Genomic DNA, 17,068 nt, shown 5'->3' with positions numbered 1-17,068 from the left:
GTTGCTGCCCGGCGCCGCCGCACCGCCGCCGCCGCCCTGCCCGCCGGCCGGAGCCGCCGGAGCCGGAACCGCCGCCGCCGCCGCCGGGGCCTGACCGGCGCCCTTCTCCAGTTCCTTCAGGCGGAAGTCGACGTCATCGACGAAGCGGTCCACCTTCGACGACAGCTGCTGCGCCTGATACTGGTTCTCCTCCACCCGGCCGGTGAGCTTGGTCACCAGGTCTTCCAGCTGGATGAGGCGCTGCTGCAGGCGTGCCGCCACGTCGCCCGACATGTCGGCGCCCATGCCGGCCGACGGCGCCTGGGCGGCGCCGGAGGGCACCTCGCCGCGGTAGATCTGGCGCTGCAGAACCTGCAGGTCGCGCTCCAGGCGGTCGAGCCGCTGCGCCATCTCGCGCGCATCCTGCGCGGCGGCGGGCGCCGTCTGCAGGGCGATCACGCTGGCGGAAACCAGCAGCGCCCCGGCCAGCCGACGTCCGAAACTGATCCAGCCCTTGCTGCGCACGATCGGAACCTCCCTGGTATCCACACACTCGCTCGCCGGCATCATGCACCGGCATTCGGACAGAAATGGGGCGCCCTGCCCCGCCGTTCCGCGATCACGGAACGACGGCACGGGGCGCCCGCTTTCAAGCTGGCCTGCCGGCGCCGGATCAGCGCAGGACGGTCACGCCACGGCGGTTCTGCGCCCAGCAGCCGTCGAAGCTTTCGGCGCACACCGGACGCTCCTTGCCGTAGGAGACGACGGTGACGCGGTTCGGCGCGATGCCTTGGGCGATGAGGTAGTCGCGCACGGAAACGGCGCGGCGCTCACCGAGGGCCAGGTTGTACTCGCGGGTGCCGCGCTCGTCGGCGTGGCCTTCGATCATGACGGTGTACTGCGGGTACTGCTGCAGCCACTGGGCCTGCGCCCGCAGGGTCTGCTGCGATTCACCGTTGATCGAGAACTCGTCGGTGCCGAAGAACACGCGGTCGCCCACCACCTGGCGGAATTCCTCGACCGAGCCCGGCGCGGCGGTGCCGTGCATGCCCGCACCACCCATGCCGGAGCCGGCACCGGCGCCGCCGGCGCCCATGCCCGCACCACCCATGCCGGCGCCGCCCATGCCGGCACCGTCGTCCGGCTGCGACGAACAGGCCGCGAGCAGCGCGGCGAACGCGATCACACTCAGCGAACGGAACTTCATCTTTACACCACTCCCAACGAAAATTGGATGCCGCCCCCACGGTGCAGGAGCCCGATGCTGTCGGCTGGCGCCTGTGTAGCGGAAAACGGCGCCGCCCGCCAGCCCCTAGGAAAGCTGGCGAGTCGGTGCCATCAAACGGTCACTGCAGCAGGGGCGACCAGGCGGGGTCGGAGCCGTCGCCGGGGGTGACCACCAGCCGTTCGTTGTGGCCCGTCAGGTCGATGGAGTAGAGCTTGGGCGAGGCATTGGCGCCGCCGTGGCTCTGGCGGAAGAACTGCAGCACGCGGCCGTTGGGCGCCCAGGTCGGGCCTTCCACCAGATAGTCGGTGGCCAGCTGGCGCTCGCCCTGGCCGTCCGGGCGCATGACGCCGATGTAGAAGCGGCCGCCCTTCATCTTGGTGAAGGCGATCAGGTCACCGCGCGGCGACCACACCGGGGTGGCATAGCGGCCATCGCCGAAGCTGATGCGGCGCACGTTGCCGCCGTCGGCGTCCATCACGTAGATCTGCTGGGCGCCGCCACGGTCGGAGTTGAAGGTGATCTGCTTGCCGTCCGGGCTGTAGCTCGGGCTGGTGTCGATGGCCGGATGGTTGGTCAGACGGGTGATGCGACGGGTGCGCAGGTCCATCTCGAAGATGTCGGTGTTGCCGTCCTTGGCCATGGACAGGATCACCTTGTTGCCGTCCGGCGAGAAGCGCGGCGCGAAGGTCATGCCCGGGAATTCACCCAGCAGTTCCTGGCGGCGCGTGTCGATGTTGTACAGGAACACCCGCGGCACGCCGTTGGAGTACGACATGAAGGTGATTTCCTGGCTGGTCGGCGAGAACCGCGGCGTCAGCACCAGGGTGGAGCCGTCGGTCAGGTAGCGGTGGTTGGCGCCGTCCTGATCCATGATGGCCAGCCGCTTCTTGCGGTTGGTGGCCGGGCCGCTTTCCGCCACATAGACGATGCGGCTGTCGAAGTAGCCGGTTTCGCCGGTGATGCGCTCGTAGATGTCGTCGGCGATGATGTGGGCGATGCGGCGCCAGTTGTCGACCTGGGTGGTGTAGACCTGCCCGGTCATCTGGTTTTCGGCGAACACGTCCCACAGGCGGTAGCTGACGCGCACGCGGCCGTCCGGCTGCGGCTCGACGGCGCCGTGGACCAGCGCCTGGGCGGCGATGGACCGCCAGTCCATGAAGCGCGGCGGGGTGTTCATCTGCAGGTCGCGCTGGATGAACGCGGCCTGGTCGAGCGGGCGGAACAGACCGGAGCGTTCCAGGTCGGCCGCCACCACGCCGGCCACGTCGCGGCCCAGCTGCGCCGCCTGCGGATCGGCGGCGGCAAAGGGCACCACGGCGATGGGCATCGGCTCCACGCTGCCGCGGGTGATGTCGATGCGAACTTCCGCCCGCGCCGGCGCCACCGCCAGCACGGCGGCCGTCACGGCGACGGCCACGGCGGCCACAATGCCGCGCAGGAAGGTCTTGGTCGGGCTGATCATGCGCATGTCTTCGTCGTCCTCCAGGCTGGACGGCAGAAAGGGGTATCAGGATTCGCGGCGGCGGGCACGGAGAACATTACCATCACAGCGCGTCCTCCGGCCGGAACACCAGGACCATGTCCTTGAACGTGTCGTACTTGCCCCCGGGGATGGGGATCGGGCTGGACTTGAGCACGGCGCGCCGCGCGCTTTCCGCGAACGCCTGGAACTGGCGTTCGGTGCCCGGCGGCGCCGAAGAGATCACCTGCGCCGACTGCACGGTGCCGTCCGGCCCGAGCTTGACGCGGATCTCCACGAACAGTTGTGCGATGCCCTTCATGCCGGGGTCCAGGAACCAGTGCGGCTGCACATGCGCCCGAATGGCCTCGCGCTCGCTGGCGGTGGCGATGTCGGAGATGCGCGGGGCGTTCTGCACCTGGTTGCTGGCGTGCTCGGTCGAAGTGGTGGAGCCGCGGGCCGGGCCGGGATCGGTCTTCGGCGGCGCCGACTGCTGCGTCTTCGGCGGCGCGATGTCCTTCAGGGCCGAGTTCATGAGCGAGTCGAAGTCATCCTTCTTCGGCTCCTCCTTCTTGGCGGGCTCGGGCTTCTTCGGCTCTTCCTTTTTCGGCTCCGGCTTCTTCGGCTCTTCCTTCTTGGGCTCGGGCTTCGGTTCTTCCTTCTTCGGCTCCGGCTTCGGTTCTTCCTTCTTCGGCTCGGGCTTCGGTTCCGGCTTGGCCTCGGGCTTGGGCTCAGGCTTCGGCTCCTCCTTCTTCGGAGGTTCCGGCGGCTTGGGCTTGGGCTCTTCCTTCTTCGGCTCGGGCGGCTTCGGCGGCGGCTCGGGCTGCGGCTTGGGCGGCTCCGGCTTCTTCGGCTCGGGCGGCTTGGGCGTCGGCTCGGGCTTGGGCGGCTCGGGCGTCGGTTCGGGCTTGGGGATGGGGGAGTCGACCTTGGCCGGCGGCGGCGTCGGCACGTCCGCCTTTTTCGGCGCCGGCGGCGGGGCGGCGGTGATCTCCGCGATCTGCGGGTTCACCACCATCACGAACTCCTCCACCTCCGGCAGGTCGCGCTTGAGGAACGGCAGCCCGACGACGCCGACGACCACCACCGCCACGTGGAGCACCACGGACAGCACCATGCCCGTGCGCAGGCCGTCGTTCTCGGGGTCGTCACCACCGAACAGCATGATGGAAAAGCCGCCTCAGTTGGTCTTGGTGGGCGCGGAGGCCTTGGCCGCCGCCTTCGGATCGGTGAGCAGCGCCACCTGCTTGTAGCCGGCGGAGAACAGCGCCCCCATGACTTCCATCACCCGTCCGTAGTTGATGGACTGGTCGCCGCGGACGTAGATCTGCCCTTCCGGGTTGGCCTGACGGATGGCGGCCATCTGCGCCACCAGGCCGCCCAGGTCGGTGGCCCGTTCGCTCTGGTCCATGGCGTTGTTGAGCACGATGGAGCCGTCGGCCATCACGTTGATGGTGATGGTGGTGTTGTCCGCCTGCGGCAGCGAGGGCGCCGCCGCGTTGGGCAGTTCCACGTCCACCCCGGTGGCGAGCAGCGGGGCCGTCACCATGAAGATGATCAGCAGCACCAGCATCACGTCGACCATGGGGGTGACGTTGATGTCGCTCATGGTCCGCCGGCCGCGACGCCCGCCGCCGCCCCGGTTGAGGGACATGCCCATGGATCAGTGCTCCTCCAGCTGGCGCGACAGGATGGCGCTGAACTCGCCGGCGAAGTTCTCCAGGCGCTTGGCGTAGGCGTCGATGTCCGACGAGATCTTGTTGTAGGCAATCACCGCCGGAATGGCCGCCACCAGGCCAAGGGCGGTGGCGAACAGCGCCTCGGCGATGCCGGGGGCCACGGTGGCAAGGCTGGTGTCCTTGCTCATGCCGATGGAGTGGAAGCTGTTCATGATGCCCCACACGGTGCCGAACAGGCCGATGAACGGCGCCGTCGAACCGGTGGAGGCCAGGAAGCCGAGGCGCTTCTCCAGGCTTTCCAGCTCGCGCGCCAGGGTGATGTGCATCACCCGCTCGATGCGCTGGGCGAGCGAGGCGCGGGCCCCGCCCTCCGCCCCCACCTTGCCGGCGGAGCGGCGCCATTCGCGCATGGCGGCGACGAACACCGCGCTCATGGGGTCCTTCGGGCGGTTGCCCATGCGGTCGTACAGGTCTTCCAGCGACCCGCCGGACCAGAACTTTTCCTCGAAATTCTCGGCCATGGCGCCCAGCTTGCGCAGGCGGATCACCTTGTCGAAGATGATCGCCCAGCACCAGATCGACGCCAGCACCATGCCGATCATCACCGCCTTGACCACGATGTCCGCCTGCAGGAACAGGCCCCACATGGACAGGTCGGCGGCATGCCCTGCCGCGGCTACGGCTTGCGCTTCCATGGTACGTCTACTCTCCGCTCATCAGCCCGGCCAGCCGGTCCTTGACCGCATCCGGCAGGCGCGCCACGCCCCCGGCCAGCGCCATGCTGGCCAGCTTGATGTCGATGCGCACGAGGACGTCCCCGTCGCGCCGTATCTCCTGCACCGCCTCGAACGAGGCGCCGCCGATCTTCCCCAGGGTGGTGTGGACCTCCAGCAGGTCGTCCAGCACCGCGGGCTTGCGGAAGTCCAGGCTCGCCCGCCGGACGGCGAAGGCAATGCCGGGGTCCGCCATCAGGTCCCGGTTGTCGAACCCGGCCAGCCGCAGCAGTTCCGACCGCGCCCGCTCTGCGAAATGCAGGTAGCGGGCGTGATAGACGATGCGGCCGGCATCGGTGTCCTCGTAGTACACCCGCACCGGGAACACATGCACGCCGGCGCGGATCACGCCCTGCGCCGGCGCGGGCGGCGGGACGGAGGCGGCGCCGGTCATGGCGTCTCCCCGTCGTCGTCGCGACCGTCGAGCAGGTCGAGCTGCGGCCCCTGGGCGGCCTCGCGGGCCGGCGGCGTCAGGCCGATGTGGCGGAAGCCGGCATCGGTCAGCACGCGGCCGCGCGGGGTGCGCTGGATCAGCCCCTTCTGGATGACGAAGGGCTCGATCACCTCTTCCAGGGTGTCGCGTTCCTCCGACAGCGCCGCCGCCAGCGTCTCCACCCCCACCGGGCCGCCGCCGTAATGGCGGGCCATGCAGTCGAGGTAGCGGCGGTCCATGGTGTCGAGGCCCATGGCGTCGACGTCCAGGCGCTTCAGCGCCGCGTCGGCCACCACCCGGTCGACCGGGGAGCGTCTGGCGACCAGGGCGAAATCCGCCACCCGGCGCAGCAGGCGGCCGGCGACGCGCGGCGTGCCGCGCGACCGGCGGGCGATTTCCATCGCGCCGTCGGCGGTGATCTCCAGTCCCAGCACCGCGGCACCCCTGCGCACGATCGCCTCCAGTTCCTCCGGGTCGTAGAAGTTCATCTGCAGCGGAATTCCGAACCGGTCGCGCAGCGGGCGGGTCAGCAGGCCGCGCCGCGTGGTCGCCCCGACCAGGGTGAACGGCTGCAGGTCGATGCGCACGCTGCGCGCCGCCGGCCCCTCGCCGATCACCAGATCCAGCTGGAAATCCTCCATGGCCGGATACAGCACTTCCTCTATGGCAGGATTAAGGCGATGGATTTCATCGATGAAGAGAACGTCGTTGCGTTCCAGGTTGGTCAGGATGGCGGCCAGATCGCCGGCGCGGGCGATCATCGGGCCGGAGGTCGCCCGGAAGCCCACCCCCAGCTCGCGCGCCACAATCTGCGCCAGCGTCGTCTTGCCGAGGCCCGGCGGCCCGTGGAACAGCACGTGGTCGAGCGCCTGGCCGCGCTGGCGGGCTGCGGCGATGTAGACGCCCAGGTTTTCCCGCAGCACCTTCTGGCCGATGAAGTCGGACAGGGTCTGCGGCCGGGTGGTCAGCTCGGCGTCGTCCTCGCGGCGGCGGCCGGAGATGATGCGTTCGTCGCCCATGGGTCGGCTCCTACAGCTGCGCCAGGTCCTTGAGGGCGGCGGTCACCAGCGAGGACACGCCGGCCGCCTCCCCCTGCGCCTGGGCGGCCCGGGCGACGGCGGCGAAGGCCTCCATGCGGCGGTAGCCCAGGTTGACCAGCGCCGAGGTGGCGTCCTCCACCGGCGATCCGCCGTCACCGGCCGCCGCCCCCTCGCCTGCCGCCGGATGGCCGGCGGTGACGGTGGCCGAGGCGGTGCCGGCGGCACCCGGCTGGAACACGGCGCCGAGCACGGTCGCCTTGTCCTTCAGTTCCGACAGGATGCGCGACGCCAGCTTCGGCCCGACGCCCGAGGCCCGCACCAGCGGCGCCTTGTCGCCGGCGGCGATGGCCTGGGCCAGCACCTGCGGCGTCGCTACCGACAGGATGGCGAGCGCCACCTTGGCGCCCACCCCCTGCACCGTGGTCAGCAGGCGGAAGGCATCGCGCTCGCCCTTGCCGGCAAAGCCGTAGAGGTGGATGTGATCCTCGCGCACATGGGTCTCGACCTCCAGCACCGCCGCCTCGCCCACCGCCAGGGTGCCGAGGGTGCGGCCGGAGCAGAACACCAGGTAGCCGACGCCGTTGACGTCGATCACTGCCCAGTCGTCGCCCAGGCTGTCGATCAGGCCCTTCAGGCGGGCGATCATCGCCGTCTCCTGCCGCCGGCTGCCGCGCCGGCTCCGGTGCCCGCCGCCGCCAGCGCCAGGGCGGCGGCGGAGGCGCGGAAATGGGCATGGCAGATGGCCACCGCCAGCGCATCGGCGCTGTCGGCACTGTCGCAGGCGGCACCCGGAAGCAGGGCCTTCACCATCATCCCCATCTGCTGTTTGGCGGCGACGCCGGTGCCGACCACCGCCTTCTTCACCAGGCTCGGCTGATACTCGCTGACCGGGATGCCGGCCCGCGCCGGGGCCAGCAGCACCACGCCGCGGGCCTGGCCGAGCTTCAGCGTCGAGGCCGGGTTCACGTTGACGAAGGTGTTCTCCACCGCCGCCTCGTGGGGGGCATGCTCGGCGATCACCCGTTCCAGGCCGGCGTAGAGCTGGGCCAGCCGTTCGGCCAGCCCCAGGCTCTCGTCGGAGCGTACGGTGCCGTCGGCCACCGCCCGCAGGCGGTTGCCGTCCACCTCGATCACCCCCCAGCCGGTGTTGCGCAGGCCGGGGTCGAGGCCGAGCACGCGGATCACCATGGCGTTGCCCCGCTGCCGCCCGCCGCCGCCCTGGTCACAGGCCCCCGCCGCGTGATCACGCGCCCAGGCGCTCCATGATGTCGTCGGCGATGTTGAAGTTGGCCGACACGCGCTGGACGTCGTCGTTGTCCTCCAGCACGTCGAGGAACTTCATCAGGCTCTTGGCCTGATCCTCGTCGGTGATGTCGACCAGGGTGAGCGCCTTCCAGTCCAGGCGGCAGATGTCCGGCTCGCCCAGCTGGGCTTCCAGGGCATCGCGCACCGCCGACAGGTCATCGGGCGCGGTGTAGATGGAGTGGGTGTCCTCGTCGCTTTCCACGTCCTGGGCGCCGGCGTCGATGGCGGCTTCCAGGATGCTGTCGGCGTCGCCCTTGGCGGCCGGGTACTGGATCAGGCCGACGCGCTCGAAGTTGAACGCCACGGTCGACAGGCCGCCGCCGTACTTGGTGAAGGCGGCGCGCACGTCGGCGGCGGTGCGGTTGCGGTTGTCGGTCAGCGTCTCGACGATGACAGAGACATTGCCCGGCCCCATGCCTTCATAGGCCACTTCGGCGTAATCGGCGGAATCGCCGCCCGGCAGGGCCCGCTTGATGGCGCGGTCGATGTTGTCCTTGGGCATGGACTGCGCCCGCGCGGCGGCGATGGCGGCGCGCAGGCGGGGGTTCTTGTCAGGCTCCGGCAGGCCGGTCTTGGCCGCCACGGTGATTTCCTTGGCGAGCTTGGTGAAGACCTTGGCGCGCTTGGCGTCCTGCGCACCCTTGCGGTGCATGATGTTCTTGAACTTGGAATGACCAGCCATAACGTCTCGTCCGACCGTATCTACGGGTTCACTGCCGGGAGTTATACCAGATGTCGTGGTCTTTGCCAGGAGTCCGCGCTCCCGCCCCGGCGATTCGGGCGGACTATGGCAGGATCGGACGGCGGTTGGAAGGGGTAGGCGCAAGGCCCGCACGGGTGGCCTTGCGGGCGGCGGCAGTTGCGCCTAAACTGTTGTTCGGAGTGGGACGAGCCGGCATGCGCCGACCCGCCCCTCTTCTTCTAGAGTGCGAAGTCCACCCGGATGAGGAATCGCAGTCCGCCATCCGGGCTCTTTCGGATCTCCAGAATGACGCGGATGCGCGGTATTCGCATCTCGTCGTCCTCCGAAAGCAGGCAGAGGCGATCTGCCGTCGGCCGGGGCGCCCATCGTCCCGGCCGGCCTCGGGGACTGCGTCGAGGCTCCTGCTTCCCGCCTGCCGGGGCGCATCATAGCTGAGGCAACTTCCGTCACCACTTCAGGATGCGCGGGCGCCCGACAGAGACGCCCTACAGAACGGGCATCACCTGCGACAGCCGGCCGCCCAGGCGCACCGGCTCCACCCGCCTGGCGAGGCCGGTGGCATCGTCGCTTTCCACGAACAGGCCGCACAGAGTGCCCGGCCCTTCCGCCGGGATCAGCTTTTCCCCCGGCAGCTTGCGGACGAAGCGCTGGGTGGCGCCTTCCTTGCGCATGCCGATGACGCTGTCATAGTCGCCGCACATGCCGGCATCGGACTGATAGGCTGTGCCGCCCGGGAAAATGGCGTGGTCGGCGGTCGGCACATGGGTGTGGCTGCCCACCACCAGGGTGACGCGGCCGTCGCAGAAGTGGCCGATGGCGGCCTTCTCGCTGGTCGCCTCGGCATGGACATCGACGACGATGGCATCGACGGCGGCCCGCAGCGGATGGCGCGCCAGTTCCGCCTCCAGCACCTGGAAGGGGTCGTCCAGCGGGTCCATGAACAGGCGGCCCATGACCTGGATCACCAGCACCTTGCGGCCGCGTTCGGTGACATGGATCACCGATCCGCGCCCCGGCGTGCCGGGCGGGAAGTTGGCCGGGCGGATCAGGCGCGGCTGCTTGTCGATGTAGGGCAGGATCTCCCGCTGGTCCCAGGCGTGGTTGCCGAGGGTGATGACGTCCACCCCCATCTCCAGCATGTCCTGCACGATGCGGATGTTGATGCCGAAGCCGTGGGCCGCGTTCTCGCCGCAGACGATGACGGCGTCGAGCTTGAGCGACTTGCGCAGCGCGGGCAGATGCTCCTGCACGGCATCGCGGCCCGACCGTCCGACCACGTCTCCTAGATACAGCAGCCTCATGCCAAGTCCTTTCGCCTGTTCACTGCCAGCAGGCCGGCTTCGGTGGCGATGCCGTCCAGCGGTTCGTCGTGGGCTTCCTCGGGCACCTGCGGCACTTCCTGTCCGCCATAGGCGACGCCGAGCGCCACCACCGGGCGGCGGCGGCGCAGCGCCTCCAGCGTGCGGTCGTAGAAGCCGCCACCGTAGCCGAGGCGGCCGCCGGCGCGATCGAACGCGACCAGCGGCACCAGCACCACGTCGGGGTCGGCAGGGCCGGCGGCAAGGGGGGGATGGCGGGTGCCGAAGGGTCCGTCCTCCAGCGTCATGCCCGGCTGCCACAGGCGGAACTGCAGCGGCGCATCGCGGGCGACCACCACCGGCAGGGCGGCGCGGCCGCCGCGCGCGATGATCGCCGTCAGCAGGGGCAGCACGTCGATTTCCTCCCGCATGGGCCAGAAGCCGGCCACCACCGCCGCATCACGCACCGCCGGCACCGCCAGCACCGCGTCGCGCAGCGCCAGGGCGGCGCGCTCGCGCCCGGCCGCCGCCGCCACCGCCGGTCGCTGCGCCAGACACGCCGCCCGCAGGCGCTTCTTCGTGTCGGCGAGTGCTTCCATGGAACGGGACCGGCTGGCAGCGTAAGGAGAGGGAGAAAAAAGGAAGGGGTGCGAAGCCACCCTGGCCGTCGGCTCTACGCGACCTCCACCTGGGCCACGAGCAACACGTGGGCGCCGTGTAGCAAGGCCACGGCCCTGCCAGGGACAGCTCCCAATTTTATATGTATAGCCCCCGGGAGTTGTGCGGCCTAACGCACCGGGCAGCCTCGCAGCTCTTACTTAGGACTGTTCAAGCCGGTCGGCAACGGTGGAAATGCGTTGCGCCACAGAATCAAGCGCATCCACCACCTCCGCCTCGGCCTGTTCGCGGGCTTCGCCGTCGCCGCGCAGGACTTCCAGCTCGCCGTGGGCGTCGGTGAGTTCGTCCGCCACCGTCAGCGCCGTCATGACCAGCAGCAGATTGTCGCTGACCATGCCGACGTTGCGCACCAGATCGCGGGCGCGGGCATCCAGGTAATTGCCCAGCTGCTCGATATGCGCTTCCTGGCCGTCGTCGCAGGCGACCGTATAGGCGCGCTCGTTGATGGTGATGGTGACCTGTCCCACGTGCGTCCCGTCCCCCTGCGTCAGGTCTGTTCCAGCACCGCGCGCAGGCGCCCGATGGTGGTGTCAAGGCGGCCGGTGATGCGGCCGGAGGCTTCCTTCAGCCGCTGATGCTCGCCGCGCAGGGCCGCCAGCTGGTCGACGAGGCGGCTGCGCTCGGCCCGCGCCTCGGCCAGATCGGCTGCCAGGCGCTCGGCCTCGTTGCGGGCGGCGTGGAGATCGGCGGCGCTCTGCTCGCTGCGGGTATGGGCGGCGGCGGCTGCCTCCACCCGCGCCCGCACCTGGGCCAGCTGCTCGGCCAGACGGTCGCGCTCGACGGTGACGGCGGTCAGCTCGCTGTCGAGCCGCTCCGCCTCCGCCCGCACGGCGGCCAGTTCGGCGGCATCGGCGGCGTCCGGGCTGCCGAGGGCGAGGTCGTTGGCCAGCCGGTCCGCCTCCGCCCGCACGGCGGCCAGTTCGGCCGCCAGATGCTCGGCTTCCGCCCGCACGGCGGCCAGTTCGGCGGCAAGCTCGCCGCTGCCGGCAGGGGCGACGGGGGCCTGACGGGCCGCGGCCAGATCGACGGCCAGCCGGTCGCGCTCGCCCTGCACCTCGGCAAGCTCGGCATCCAGGCGTTCGGCTTCCGCCCGCACGGCCGCCAGTTCAGCCAGCAGCTCGGTGCGATCCTCGGCGGCGGCGGCGCGGTGGCTGTCGGCAAGGCGGGCATTTTCCGCCTGGGCGCGGGCCAGCTGGTTGCGCAGGGTCTCCAGTTCCGTCGACAGGCGGGCATTTTCGGCCGCCAGCGCCGTATCGGCGCCCTGACGCTGCTCCAGCTCGTCGGCCAGGCGCGAGGCTTCCTCGGCGAGCCGGTCGCGATCCTCGACCAGCCGACCGCGCTCGTCCTCAAAGGCGGTGGCGCTGGCGGCGGCGGCATCTTCCAGCCGCTGCACCGCCTCGATCAGGGCGGTGACGGCGCCGTCGACCCGCTTCAGCTTATAGATCGATAAGTCTTTCAAAGCCCTATCGCCGAATTCTTGAGTTGTGCGTCAGAATATTCCCGCCTTTTCCGCGCGTCAATGTCTTAGAACTGGCGTTGACAGCCCATCCGGCTGGGTTTTCCCTCGTTCGACCATGACCGCTGCCGACCTGATCGCCCTGCCCCGCCTGATCGTCCACACCGCTGCCCATGTGGCGGCGGCGCGCGCCCTTGGCGTGCCGGTGATCGTGCAGAGCCCGCCCGACTGCCCGCGCCGCCAGGGCGTGCCGTGGTTCGCCGCCCTGGTGACCAGCACCGCGCCGCCGCTGCTGCCGGTGCTCGATTGCGGCGATGCCCCCGGCTTGGCCCTCGCCGCCCTGCGCCTCGGCCTGCCGGCGGTGCGGCTGGAGCCGGGTCCGGCGGCGGCGGCGGTGGCGGCGGTGGCGGCCGAGCTGGGGGCGGTGGTGGATACCGGCGCGCCGGCGGCGCTGCTCGACCTGCAAGGGCAGGCCGACCCCGCCGCCGCCTGCCGGCGTTTTCTCGGGCTGGCATAAGGCCGCCGCCGCCGTTACAACGGGCGGACCCGATCTCCCTCGCACAAGAAGGCATCCGCCCCCATGGCCGACCTCGACGACGACCTGCCCGACGACATCGACCTCGATGACGACGACGACGCGGACGACGAGCCGGCGGAAGACATCGAGCGCGAGCCCTGCCGCCTCTACCTCATCACCCCGCCGCGGCTGGACGACCTCGCCGCCTTTGCCGCGGTGCTGGAGCGGACGCTGGAGGCCGGCGACGTGGCCGCCCTGCAGATCCGCCTGAAGGATGTGGGCGACGACGCCATCCGCCGCGCGGTGGACGTGCTGCGGCCGCTGGCGCAGGCGCGCGACGTGGCGGTCATCCTCAACGACCGCCCCGACCTCGCCCGCCAGACCGGCTGCGACGGCGTCCACGTCGGGCAGGAGGACACCCCCTACCGCGAGGCCCGGCGCCTGATGGGGCCGGATGCCATCGTCGGCGTCACCTGCCACGACAGCCGTCACCTGGCCATGGTGGCGGCCGAGGACGGAGCGGATTACGTCGCCTTCGGCGCCTTCTACGAGACCGCGACCAAGACCCCCAAGGCCCGCGCCGACCTCGCCATTCTGGAGTGGTGGCAGGCGATGATGACGGTGCCCTGCGTCGCCATCGGTGGCATCACCCCAGCCAACGCCAAGCCCCTCATCGACGCCGGCGCCGACTTCCTCGCCGTGTCCTCCGGCGTGTGGACCTGGCCGGAGGGGCCGGAAGCGGCGGTGCGGGAGTTGAACCGGCTGATGGGGCGGGATTGACGCAGCTTGCGCAACTGATACACACGCGCCAAGTTGACAGACGGCCCCGCCGGCGCGACCCTCGGCCCGAGCGGGGGAGGACGCCATGGGAACGAGCCGGAGCAGCCGCGATGTCATCGCGGCCCTTGAGGACGATGGTTGGCGGCTGGTCGGCGTCACCGGCGACCACCACCACTTCAAGCACCCGGCCAAGCCCGGCAAGGTGACGGTGCCGCATCCGGTCAGGGACATCGCCGTCGGCACCCTGAAGAGCATCGAGCGTCAGGCCGGCATTCGCCTGCGGTAGGAGACAGCCATGGCCGTGAAATACTACCCCGCCATTGTCGAAGGCGACGAGAGCAGCGGCTTCTGCGTGTTCTTCCCCGACCTGCCCGGCTGCACCAGCGCCGGCGCCGATCTCCAGGCCGCGGCGCTGAATGCGGAGGTGGCACTCGGCGGCCATCTCCGGCTGATGCTGGAGGATGGCGACCCCATTCCCGAGCCGTCCGACCTGCGCCGCATTCCGGCCGACCCCGAGGTGCAGGAAGCGGCGCGCATCCTGGTCCGCGCTGCGCTGCCCGGCCGCTCGGTGCGGGTGAACGTGAGCATGGACGAGGACCTGCTGGCCCAGATCGACGCCGTCAGCTCCAACCGCAGCGCCTTCCTGGCCGAGGCCGCCCGCGCCGAACTGCGGTCCCGCCGCGCCGGTCAGGGCTGAGGGCAGACCGGCGCCCACAGCACCTGATCGATCTCCCGCACCCCCGCCGCCAGCATCACCAGGCGGTCGAGGCCAAGAGCGATGCCGGCGGAGTCGGGCAGGCCGAACTCCAGCGCCGCCAGGAAATCCTCGTCCACCGGCCAGCGCTCGCCGTACAGCCGTTCCTTCAGCGCCATGTCGTGCTCGTAACGGCGGCGCTGCTCCGCCGGGTCGGTGAGTTCGGCGAAGGCGTTGGCCAGTTCCACCCCGTCCTTGTAGATCTCGAACCGCTCCGCCACCCGCGGGTCGGCGGGGTCGCGGCGGGCCAGCGCCGCCATGCAGGCCGGCCAGGAATGCAGGATGGTCGCCCGCCCGTCCATGCCCAGGTTGGGGTCGATGTGGGCGAACATCAGGCGGAAGAACACGTCCTCCCACCGCTCGCCGGGGCGGGCGTCGTGGCCGAGACGCACCGCTTCGGCCTGGAGAGGACGCGGATCGGGGTCGGGCGAGTCGGGGTCGTCGACGGTCGCCAGCAGGTCGAAGCCGGCCCAGCGCCGGAACGCCTCGTTCACCGACAGCCGTTCCGCCGGCTCGGCGGCGACGCCGGTCAGGGCGAGGATGGCGTCGCAGTCGTCCATCAGGTCGGCGAGGCCGGCGCCGGCGCGGTACCACTCCAGCATGGTGAATTCCGGGTTGTGGGTGGGCGAGCGCTCGCCGTTGCGCCATACCCGCGCCAGCTGGAAGATGCGCGGCAGGCCGCCGGCCAGCAGCTTCTTCATGGCGAATTCGGGGCTGGTGTGCAGATAAAGGCGCCTGGACGGGCCGCCGAAGGGGTCGGTCAGGTCGGTGGCGAAGGCCTGCAGGTGGGTTTCCATGCCCGGCGCGGTCTGCAGGCAGGGCGTTTCCACCTCCAGGAAGTCGCGCTCGGCGAAGAACCGCCGCAGGTCGGCGATGACGCGGGCGCGGGTGTGCAGGTGCGGCAGACGCTCCGCCAGGGCGTCGGGATGCCACCACGGACGGGCGGCGGACGGGGAAGCGGGAACGCGCGTCATGGTCATCCGTTGGTGCGAGGACACGGGCACGAGGCGGCATCGCCGGCCGGAGTAAGGGGCCGTGGTTGCCACGGGGCCGGCAACCTGATAGAACCCGGCAACTCCGTCAATCGATCAATCTCACTTACTTGGTAGACTTCCGATGAAGATCCAGGCCAACACGATTCGTCCCGGTCATGTGCTCGAACACCAGGGCAAGCAGTGGCAGGTGCTCAAGATCCAGCTGATCCAGCCGGGCAAGGGTGGCGCCTTCATTCAGGTGGAAATGCGCGACGTCGCTTCGGGCAACAAGACCAACGAGCGTTGGCGCACCGCCGACACCGTGGAGAAGCTGGACGTCCGGCAGATCGACTGCACCTACCTGTTCGCCGACGACGCCGGCTACAACTTCATGGACAAGGAAACTTACGAACAGTTCCCCATGTCCCGCGACGAGATCGCCGACGAACAGGCCGCCTTCCTGCAGGACGGCATGGAAGTCGTGGTCGACACCATTGAAGGCAAGCCGGTTTCCGTGACCCTGCCGAGCACCGTGGTGCTGGAAGTGGTCGAGGCCGACGCCGTGGTGAAGGGCCAGACGGCCTCCAGCTCCTACAAGCCGGGCCTGCTGTCCAACGGCCTGAAGGTCATGATCCCGCCGTTCATCGAGGCCGGCACCCGCATCGTCGTCAACACCGCCGACTGCTCTTACGTCGAACGCGCCAAGGACTGAGGCACACCCACACCGATGGCTTTGCGCTCTCCCAACCTCAACGTCATGGTCAACGCCGCCAAGAAGGCGGCGCGGGCCATGGTGCGTGATTTCGGTGAAGTCGAACAGCTGCAGGTCTCCGTCAAGGGACCGAGCGACTTCGTCTCCGCCGCCGACCTGCGGGCCGAGAAGATCCTGCGGGCGGAGCTGTCCAAGGCCCGCCCGGGCTGGGGCTTCCTCGGCGAGGAAGGCGGCGAGACTCCGGCGGCCGAAGGCGCGCTGGATCACCGCTGGATCGTCGACCCCATCGACGGCACCACCAACTTCATCCACGGCATGCCGCACTTCGCCATCTCGATCGGCCTGGAGCGGGCGGGCGAGCTGCAGGCGGGGGTGATCTACAACCCCATCACCGACGAGATGTTCTTCGCCGAGAAGGGCGGCGGCGCCTTCCTGAACGAGCGCCGCCTGCGTGTCGCCGGCCGTCAGCGCCTGGATCAGGCGGTGATCGGCACCGGCATCCCGCACCTCGGCCGCGGCGAGCACGGCCCTTACCTGCGTGAACTGGCGCATGTGATGACCGCCACCGCGGGCATCCGCCGCATGGGCTCGGCGGCGCTCGATCTCGCCTATGTGGCGGCCGGGCGTTACGACGGGTTCTGGGAACACGGGCTGAAGCCGTGGGACATCGCGGCCGGCATCCTGCTGGTGAAGGAAGCCGGCGGCTTCGTCGCCGACCTGGACGGCAAGGGCGGCGACCCGATGAAGTCGGGCAACATCATCGCCGCCAACGAACGCCTCATCGGCCCGCTCGGCGACCTGATCCGCAAGGCAAACGCTTGATCTGTCGTCAAGATCGGGCGTTGCACCGGGTTGCCCCGGACACGCGCGATAGGGTATACCCATGAACGGAGGCCCCGAAGGTTCCTGCCTTCGGGGCTTTTGTCCATCTCCTGCGCAAAGGCTGCCGTTCCCTTCATGAGCTGCCCGCCCCGCCGCCCCCTTCTGGCTCTCGGCCTGGCCGCCGGCCTCGCCGCCGCCGCGACTCCCGCTGCGGCCCAGGGGTACGCGCCGCTGGCGGCCAGTCCTGACGAAGCCCTCGCCTTCCCCGGCGGCCGCGCGCCGCAAAGCCGCCTGCTGGTTCCTGGCGAGCCGGCACCGACGCTGAAGCCGCCGCCCGCCGCCGCCCCGCGCCCGACGGCGCCGAAGAAGCCGGCCCCGCCGCCGGTGCGGGCCGAAGCCCCGCGCCCGAAGCCGCAGCAGCCCGGCGCCCCGGCCGCCAAGCCGCCCGCCCCGGCTGCCACTCCGCCCCCGACCCGCC

The 17,068-nt window shown here is 70.3% G+C and carries 21 protein-coding genes, 1 other RNA gene and 2 pseudogenes; 7 read left to right on the top strand and 17 right to left on the bottom strand.

All coding sequences use genetic code 11. The annotated features are described in order from the left end of the window. The 16 genes and pseudogenes from ABD056_RS20930 to ABD056_RS20855 form a co-directional block, all read right to left on the bottom strand. Positions 1 to 504 (bottom strand): annotated as a pseudogene (locus tag ABD056_RS20930) (hypothetical protein); the annotation flags it as partial. A gap of 148 nt (positions 505 to 652) precedes the next feature. Next, positions 653 to 1,186, bottom strand: a complete 534-nt coding sequence (pal, locus tag ABD056_RS20925; RefSeq protein WP_343869954.1) for a peptidoglycan-associated lipoprotein Pal — start codon at positions 1,184 to 1,186, stop codon at positions 653 to 655. 139 nt (positions 1,187 to 1,325) lie between these two features. After that, on the bottom strand, positions 1,326 to 2,669 hold the full coding sequence (tolB, locus tag ABD056_RS20920) for a Tol-Pal system beta propeller repeat protein TolB (protein ID WP_343869958.1): 1,344 nt from the start codon (positions 2,667 to 2,669) through the stop codon (positions 1,326 to 1,328). Between the two features lie 82 nt (positions 2,670 to 2,751). Next, positions 2,752 to 3,831, bottom strand: coding sequence for an energy transducer TonB (locus ABD056_RS20915; RefSeq protein ID WP_343869952.1), 1,080 nt, complete (start codon positions 3,829 to 3,831; stop codon positions 2,752 to 2,754). 15 nt (positions 3,832 to 3,846) lie between these two features. After that, positions 3,847 to 4,326 (bottom strand): protein TolR, encoded by a 480-nt coding sequence (gene tolR, locus ABD056_RS20910; RefSeq protein ID WP_343869950.1) that lies wholly within the window; start codon positions 4,324 to 4,326, stop codon positions 3,847 to 3,849. Between the two features lie 3 nt (positions 4,327 to 4,329). Continuing rightward, entirely contained in the window at positions 4,330 to 5,040 is a 711-nt protein-coding gene (gene tolQ, locus ABD056_RS20905) for a protein TolQ (protein ID WP_343869948.1), read from the bottom strand. 7 nt (positions 5,041 to 5,047) lie between these two features. Next, positions 5,048 to 5,512 carry a YbgC/FadM family acyl-CoA thioesterase gene (locus ABD056_RS20900; RefSeq protein WP_343869946.1) on the bottom strand — a complete coding sequence of 155 codons (465 nt, stop codon included), beginning with the start codon at positions 5,510 to 5,512 and terminating at the stop codon, positions 5,048 to 5,050. Beyond that, positions 5,509 to 6,570 (bottom strand): Holliday junction branch migration DNA helicase RuvB, encoded by a 1,062-nt coding sequence (gene ruvB, locus ABD056_RS20895; protein ID WP_343869944.1) that lies wholly within the window; start codon positions 6,568 to 6,570, stop codon positions 5,509 to 5,511. Before ruvB ends, ABD056_RS20900 begins: the two co-directional genes overlap by 4 nt. A gap of 10 nt (positions 6,571 to 6,580) precedes the next feature. Next, on the bottom strand, positions 6,581 to 7,237 hold the full coding sequence (gene ruvA, locus ABD056_RS20890; RefSeq protein ID WP_343869942.1) for a Holliday junction branch migration protein RuvA: 657 nt from the start codon (positions 7,235 to 7,237) through the stop codon (positions 6,581 to 6,583). Next, positions 7,234 to 7,773, bottom strand: coding sequence for a crossover junction endodeoxyribonuclease RuvC (ruvC, locus tag ABD056_RS20885; protein WP_343869956.1), 540 nt, complete (start codon positions 7,771 to 7,773; stop codon positions 7,234 to 7,236). The genes ruvA and ruvC overlap by 4 nt, the downstream gene beginning before the upstream one ends. 61 nt (positions 7,774 to 7,834) lie before the next feature. Continuing rightward, positions 7,835 to 8,578: a YebC/PmpR family DNA-binding transcriptional regulator gene (locus tag ABD056_RS20880; RefSeq protein ID WP_343869941.1), complete on the bottom strand. Its 744-nt coding sequence runs from the start codon at positions 8,576 to 8,578 to the stop codon at positions 7,835 to 7,837. 506 nt (positions 8,579 to 9,084) lie between these two features. Continuing rightward, positions 9,085 to 9,900, bottom strand: a complete 816-nt coding sequence (locus ABD056_RS20875) for a TIGR00282 family metallophosphoesterase (RefSeq protein ID WP_343869939.1) — start codon at positions 9,898 to 9,900, stop codon at positions 9,085 to 9,087. Then, positions 9,897 to 10,496, bottom strand: a complete 600-nt coding sequence (locus ABD056_RS20870) for a 5-formyltetrahydrofolate cyclo-ligase (protein WP_343869938.1) — start codon at positions 10,494 to 10,496, stop codon at positions 9,897 to 9,899. The genes ABD056_RS20875 and ABD056_RS20870 overlap by 4 nt, the downstream gene beginning before the upstream one ends. A 49-nt stretch (positions 10,497 to 10,545) precedes the next feature. Beyond that, a non-coding RNA gene (ssrS, locus tag ABD056_RS20865) (6S RNA) lies at positions 10,546 to 10,706 on the bottom strand. Positions 10,707 to 10,715: 9 nt separating this feature from the next. After that, the gene (locus tag ABD056_RS20860; protein WP_343869936.1) at positions 10,716 to 11,042 is read right to left on the bottom strand and encodes a cell division protein ZapA; all 327 of its coding nucleotides are present in this window, start codon (positions 11,040 to 11,042) and stop codon (positions 10,716 to 10,718) included. A 20-nt stretch (positions 11,043 to 11,062) separates the two neighbouring features. Then, positions 11,063 to 12,034 (bottom strand): coiled-coil domain-containing protein, encoded by a 972-nt coding sequence (locus ABD056_RS20855; protein ID WP_343869935.1) that lies wholly within the window; start codon positions 12,032 to 12,034, stop codon positions 11,063 to 11,065. Positions 12,035 to 12,149: 115 nt separating this feature from the next. Here ABD056_RS20855 and ABD056_RS20850 point away from each other — a divergent pair, with 115 nt between their 5' ends. The 4 genes from ABD056_RS20850 (at position 12,150) to ABD056_RS20835 (ending at position 14,025) form a co-directional block, all read left to right on the top strand. Beyond that, a complete protein-coding gene (locus tag ABD056_RS20850) occupies positions 12,150 to 12,548 on the top strand; it encodes a hypothetical protein (RefSeq protein WP_343869934.1) in 399 nt (132 codons plus the stop codon). 63 nt (positions 12,549 to 12,611) lie between these two features. Further along, on the top strand, positions 12,612 to 13,328 hold the full coding sequence (gene thiE / locus ABD056_RS20845; RefSeq protein WP_343869933.1) for a thiamine phosphate synthase: 717 nt from the start codon (positions 12,612 to 12,614) through the stop codon (positions 13,326 to 13,328). Positions 13,329 to 13,413: 85 nt separating this feature from the next. Then, positions 13,414 to 13,614, top strand: coding sequence for a type II toxin-antitoxin system HicA family toxin (locus ABD056_RS20840; protein WP_343869931.1), 201 nt, complete (start codon positions 13,414 to 13,416; stop codon positions 13,612 to 13,614). 9 nt (positions 13,615 to 13,623) lie between these two features. Then, on the top strand, positions 13,624 to 14,025 hold the full coding sequence (locus tag ABD056_RS20835; protein ID WP_343869929.1) for a type II toxin-antitoxin system HicB family antitoxin: 402 nt from the start codon (positions 13,624 to 13,626) through the stop codon (positions 14,023 to 14,025). Here the strand turns inward: ABD056_RS20835 and epmA are convergent. Then, entirely contained in the window at positions 14,016 to 15,056 is a 1,041-nt protein-coding gene (epmA, locus tag ABD056_RS20830; RefSeq protein ID WP_343869928.1) for an EF-P lysine aminoacylase EpmA, read from the bottom strand. The genes ABD056_RS20835 and epmA overlap by 10 nt on opposite strands. A gap of 142 nt (positions 15,057 to 15,198) precedes the next feature. On the opposite strand from epmA, the gene efp reads away from it, so the two are divergent. From efp to ABD056_RS20815, 3 genes and pseudogenes are all read left to right on the top strand, one after another. Further along, on the top strand, positions 15,199 to 15,768 hold the full coding sequence (gene efp / locus ABD056_RS20825; protein ID WP_343869926.1) for an elongation factor P: 570 nt from the start codon (positions 15,199 to 15,201) through the stop codon (positions 15,766 to 15,768). Positions 15,769 to 15,783: 15 nt separating this feature from the next. After that, positions 15,784 to 16,590, top strand: a complete 807-nt coding sequence (locus ABD056_RS20820) for an inositol monophosphatase family protein (protein WP_343869924.1) — start codon at positions 15,784 to 15,786, stop codon at positions 16,588 to 16,590. Between the two features lie 135 nt (positions 16,591 to 16,725). Continuing rightward, positions 16,726 to 17,068, top strand: a pseudogene (locus tag ABD056_RS20815) (hypothetical protein); the annotation flags it as partial.

Origin of the sequence: Caenispirillum bisanense, from assembly GCF_039523075.1 — a bacterium.
GTDB classification, from domain to species: Bacteria; Pseudomonadota; Alphaproteobacteria; order Rhodospirillales; family Rhodospirillaceae; genus Caenispirillum; species Caenispirillum bisanense.
Note: the sequence above shows the minus strand (reverse complement) of the source record. Positions and strands in the feature narration are given on the sequence as shown.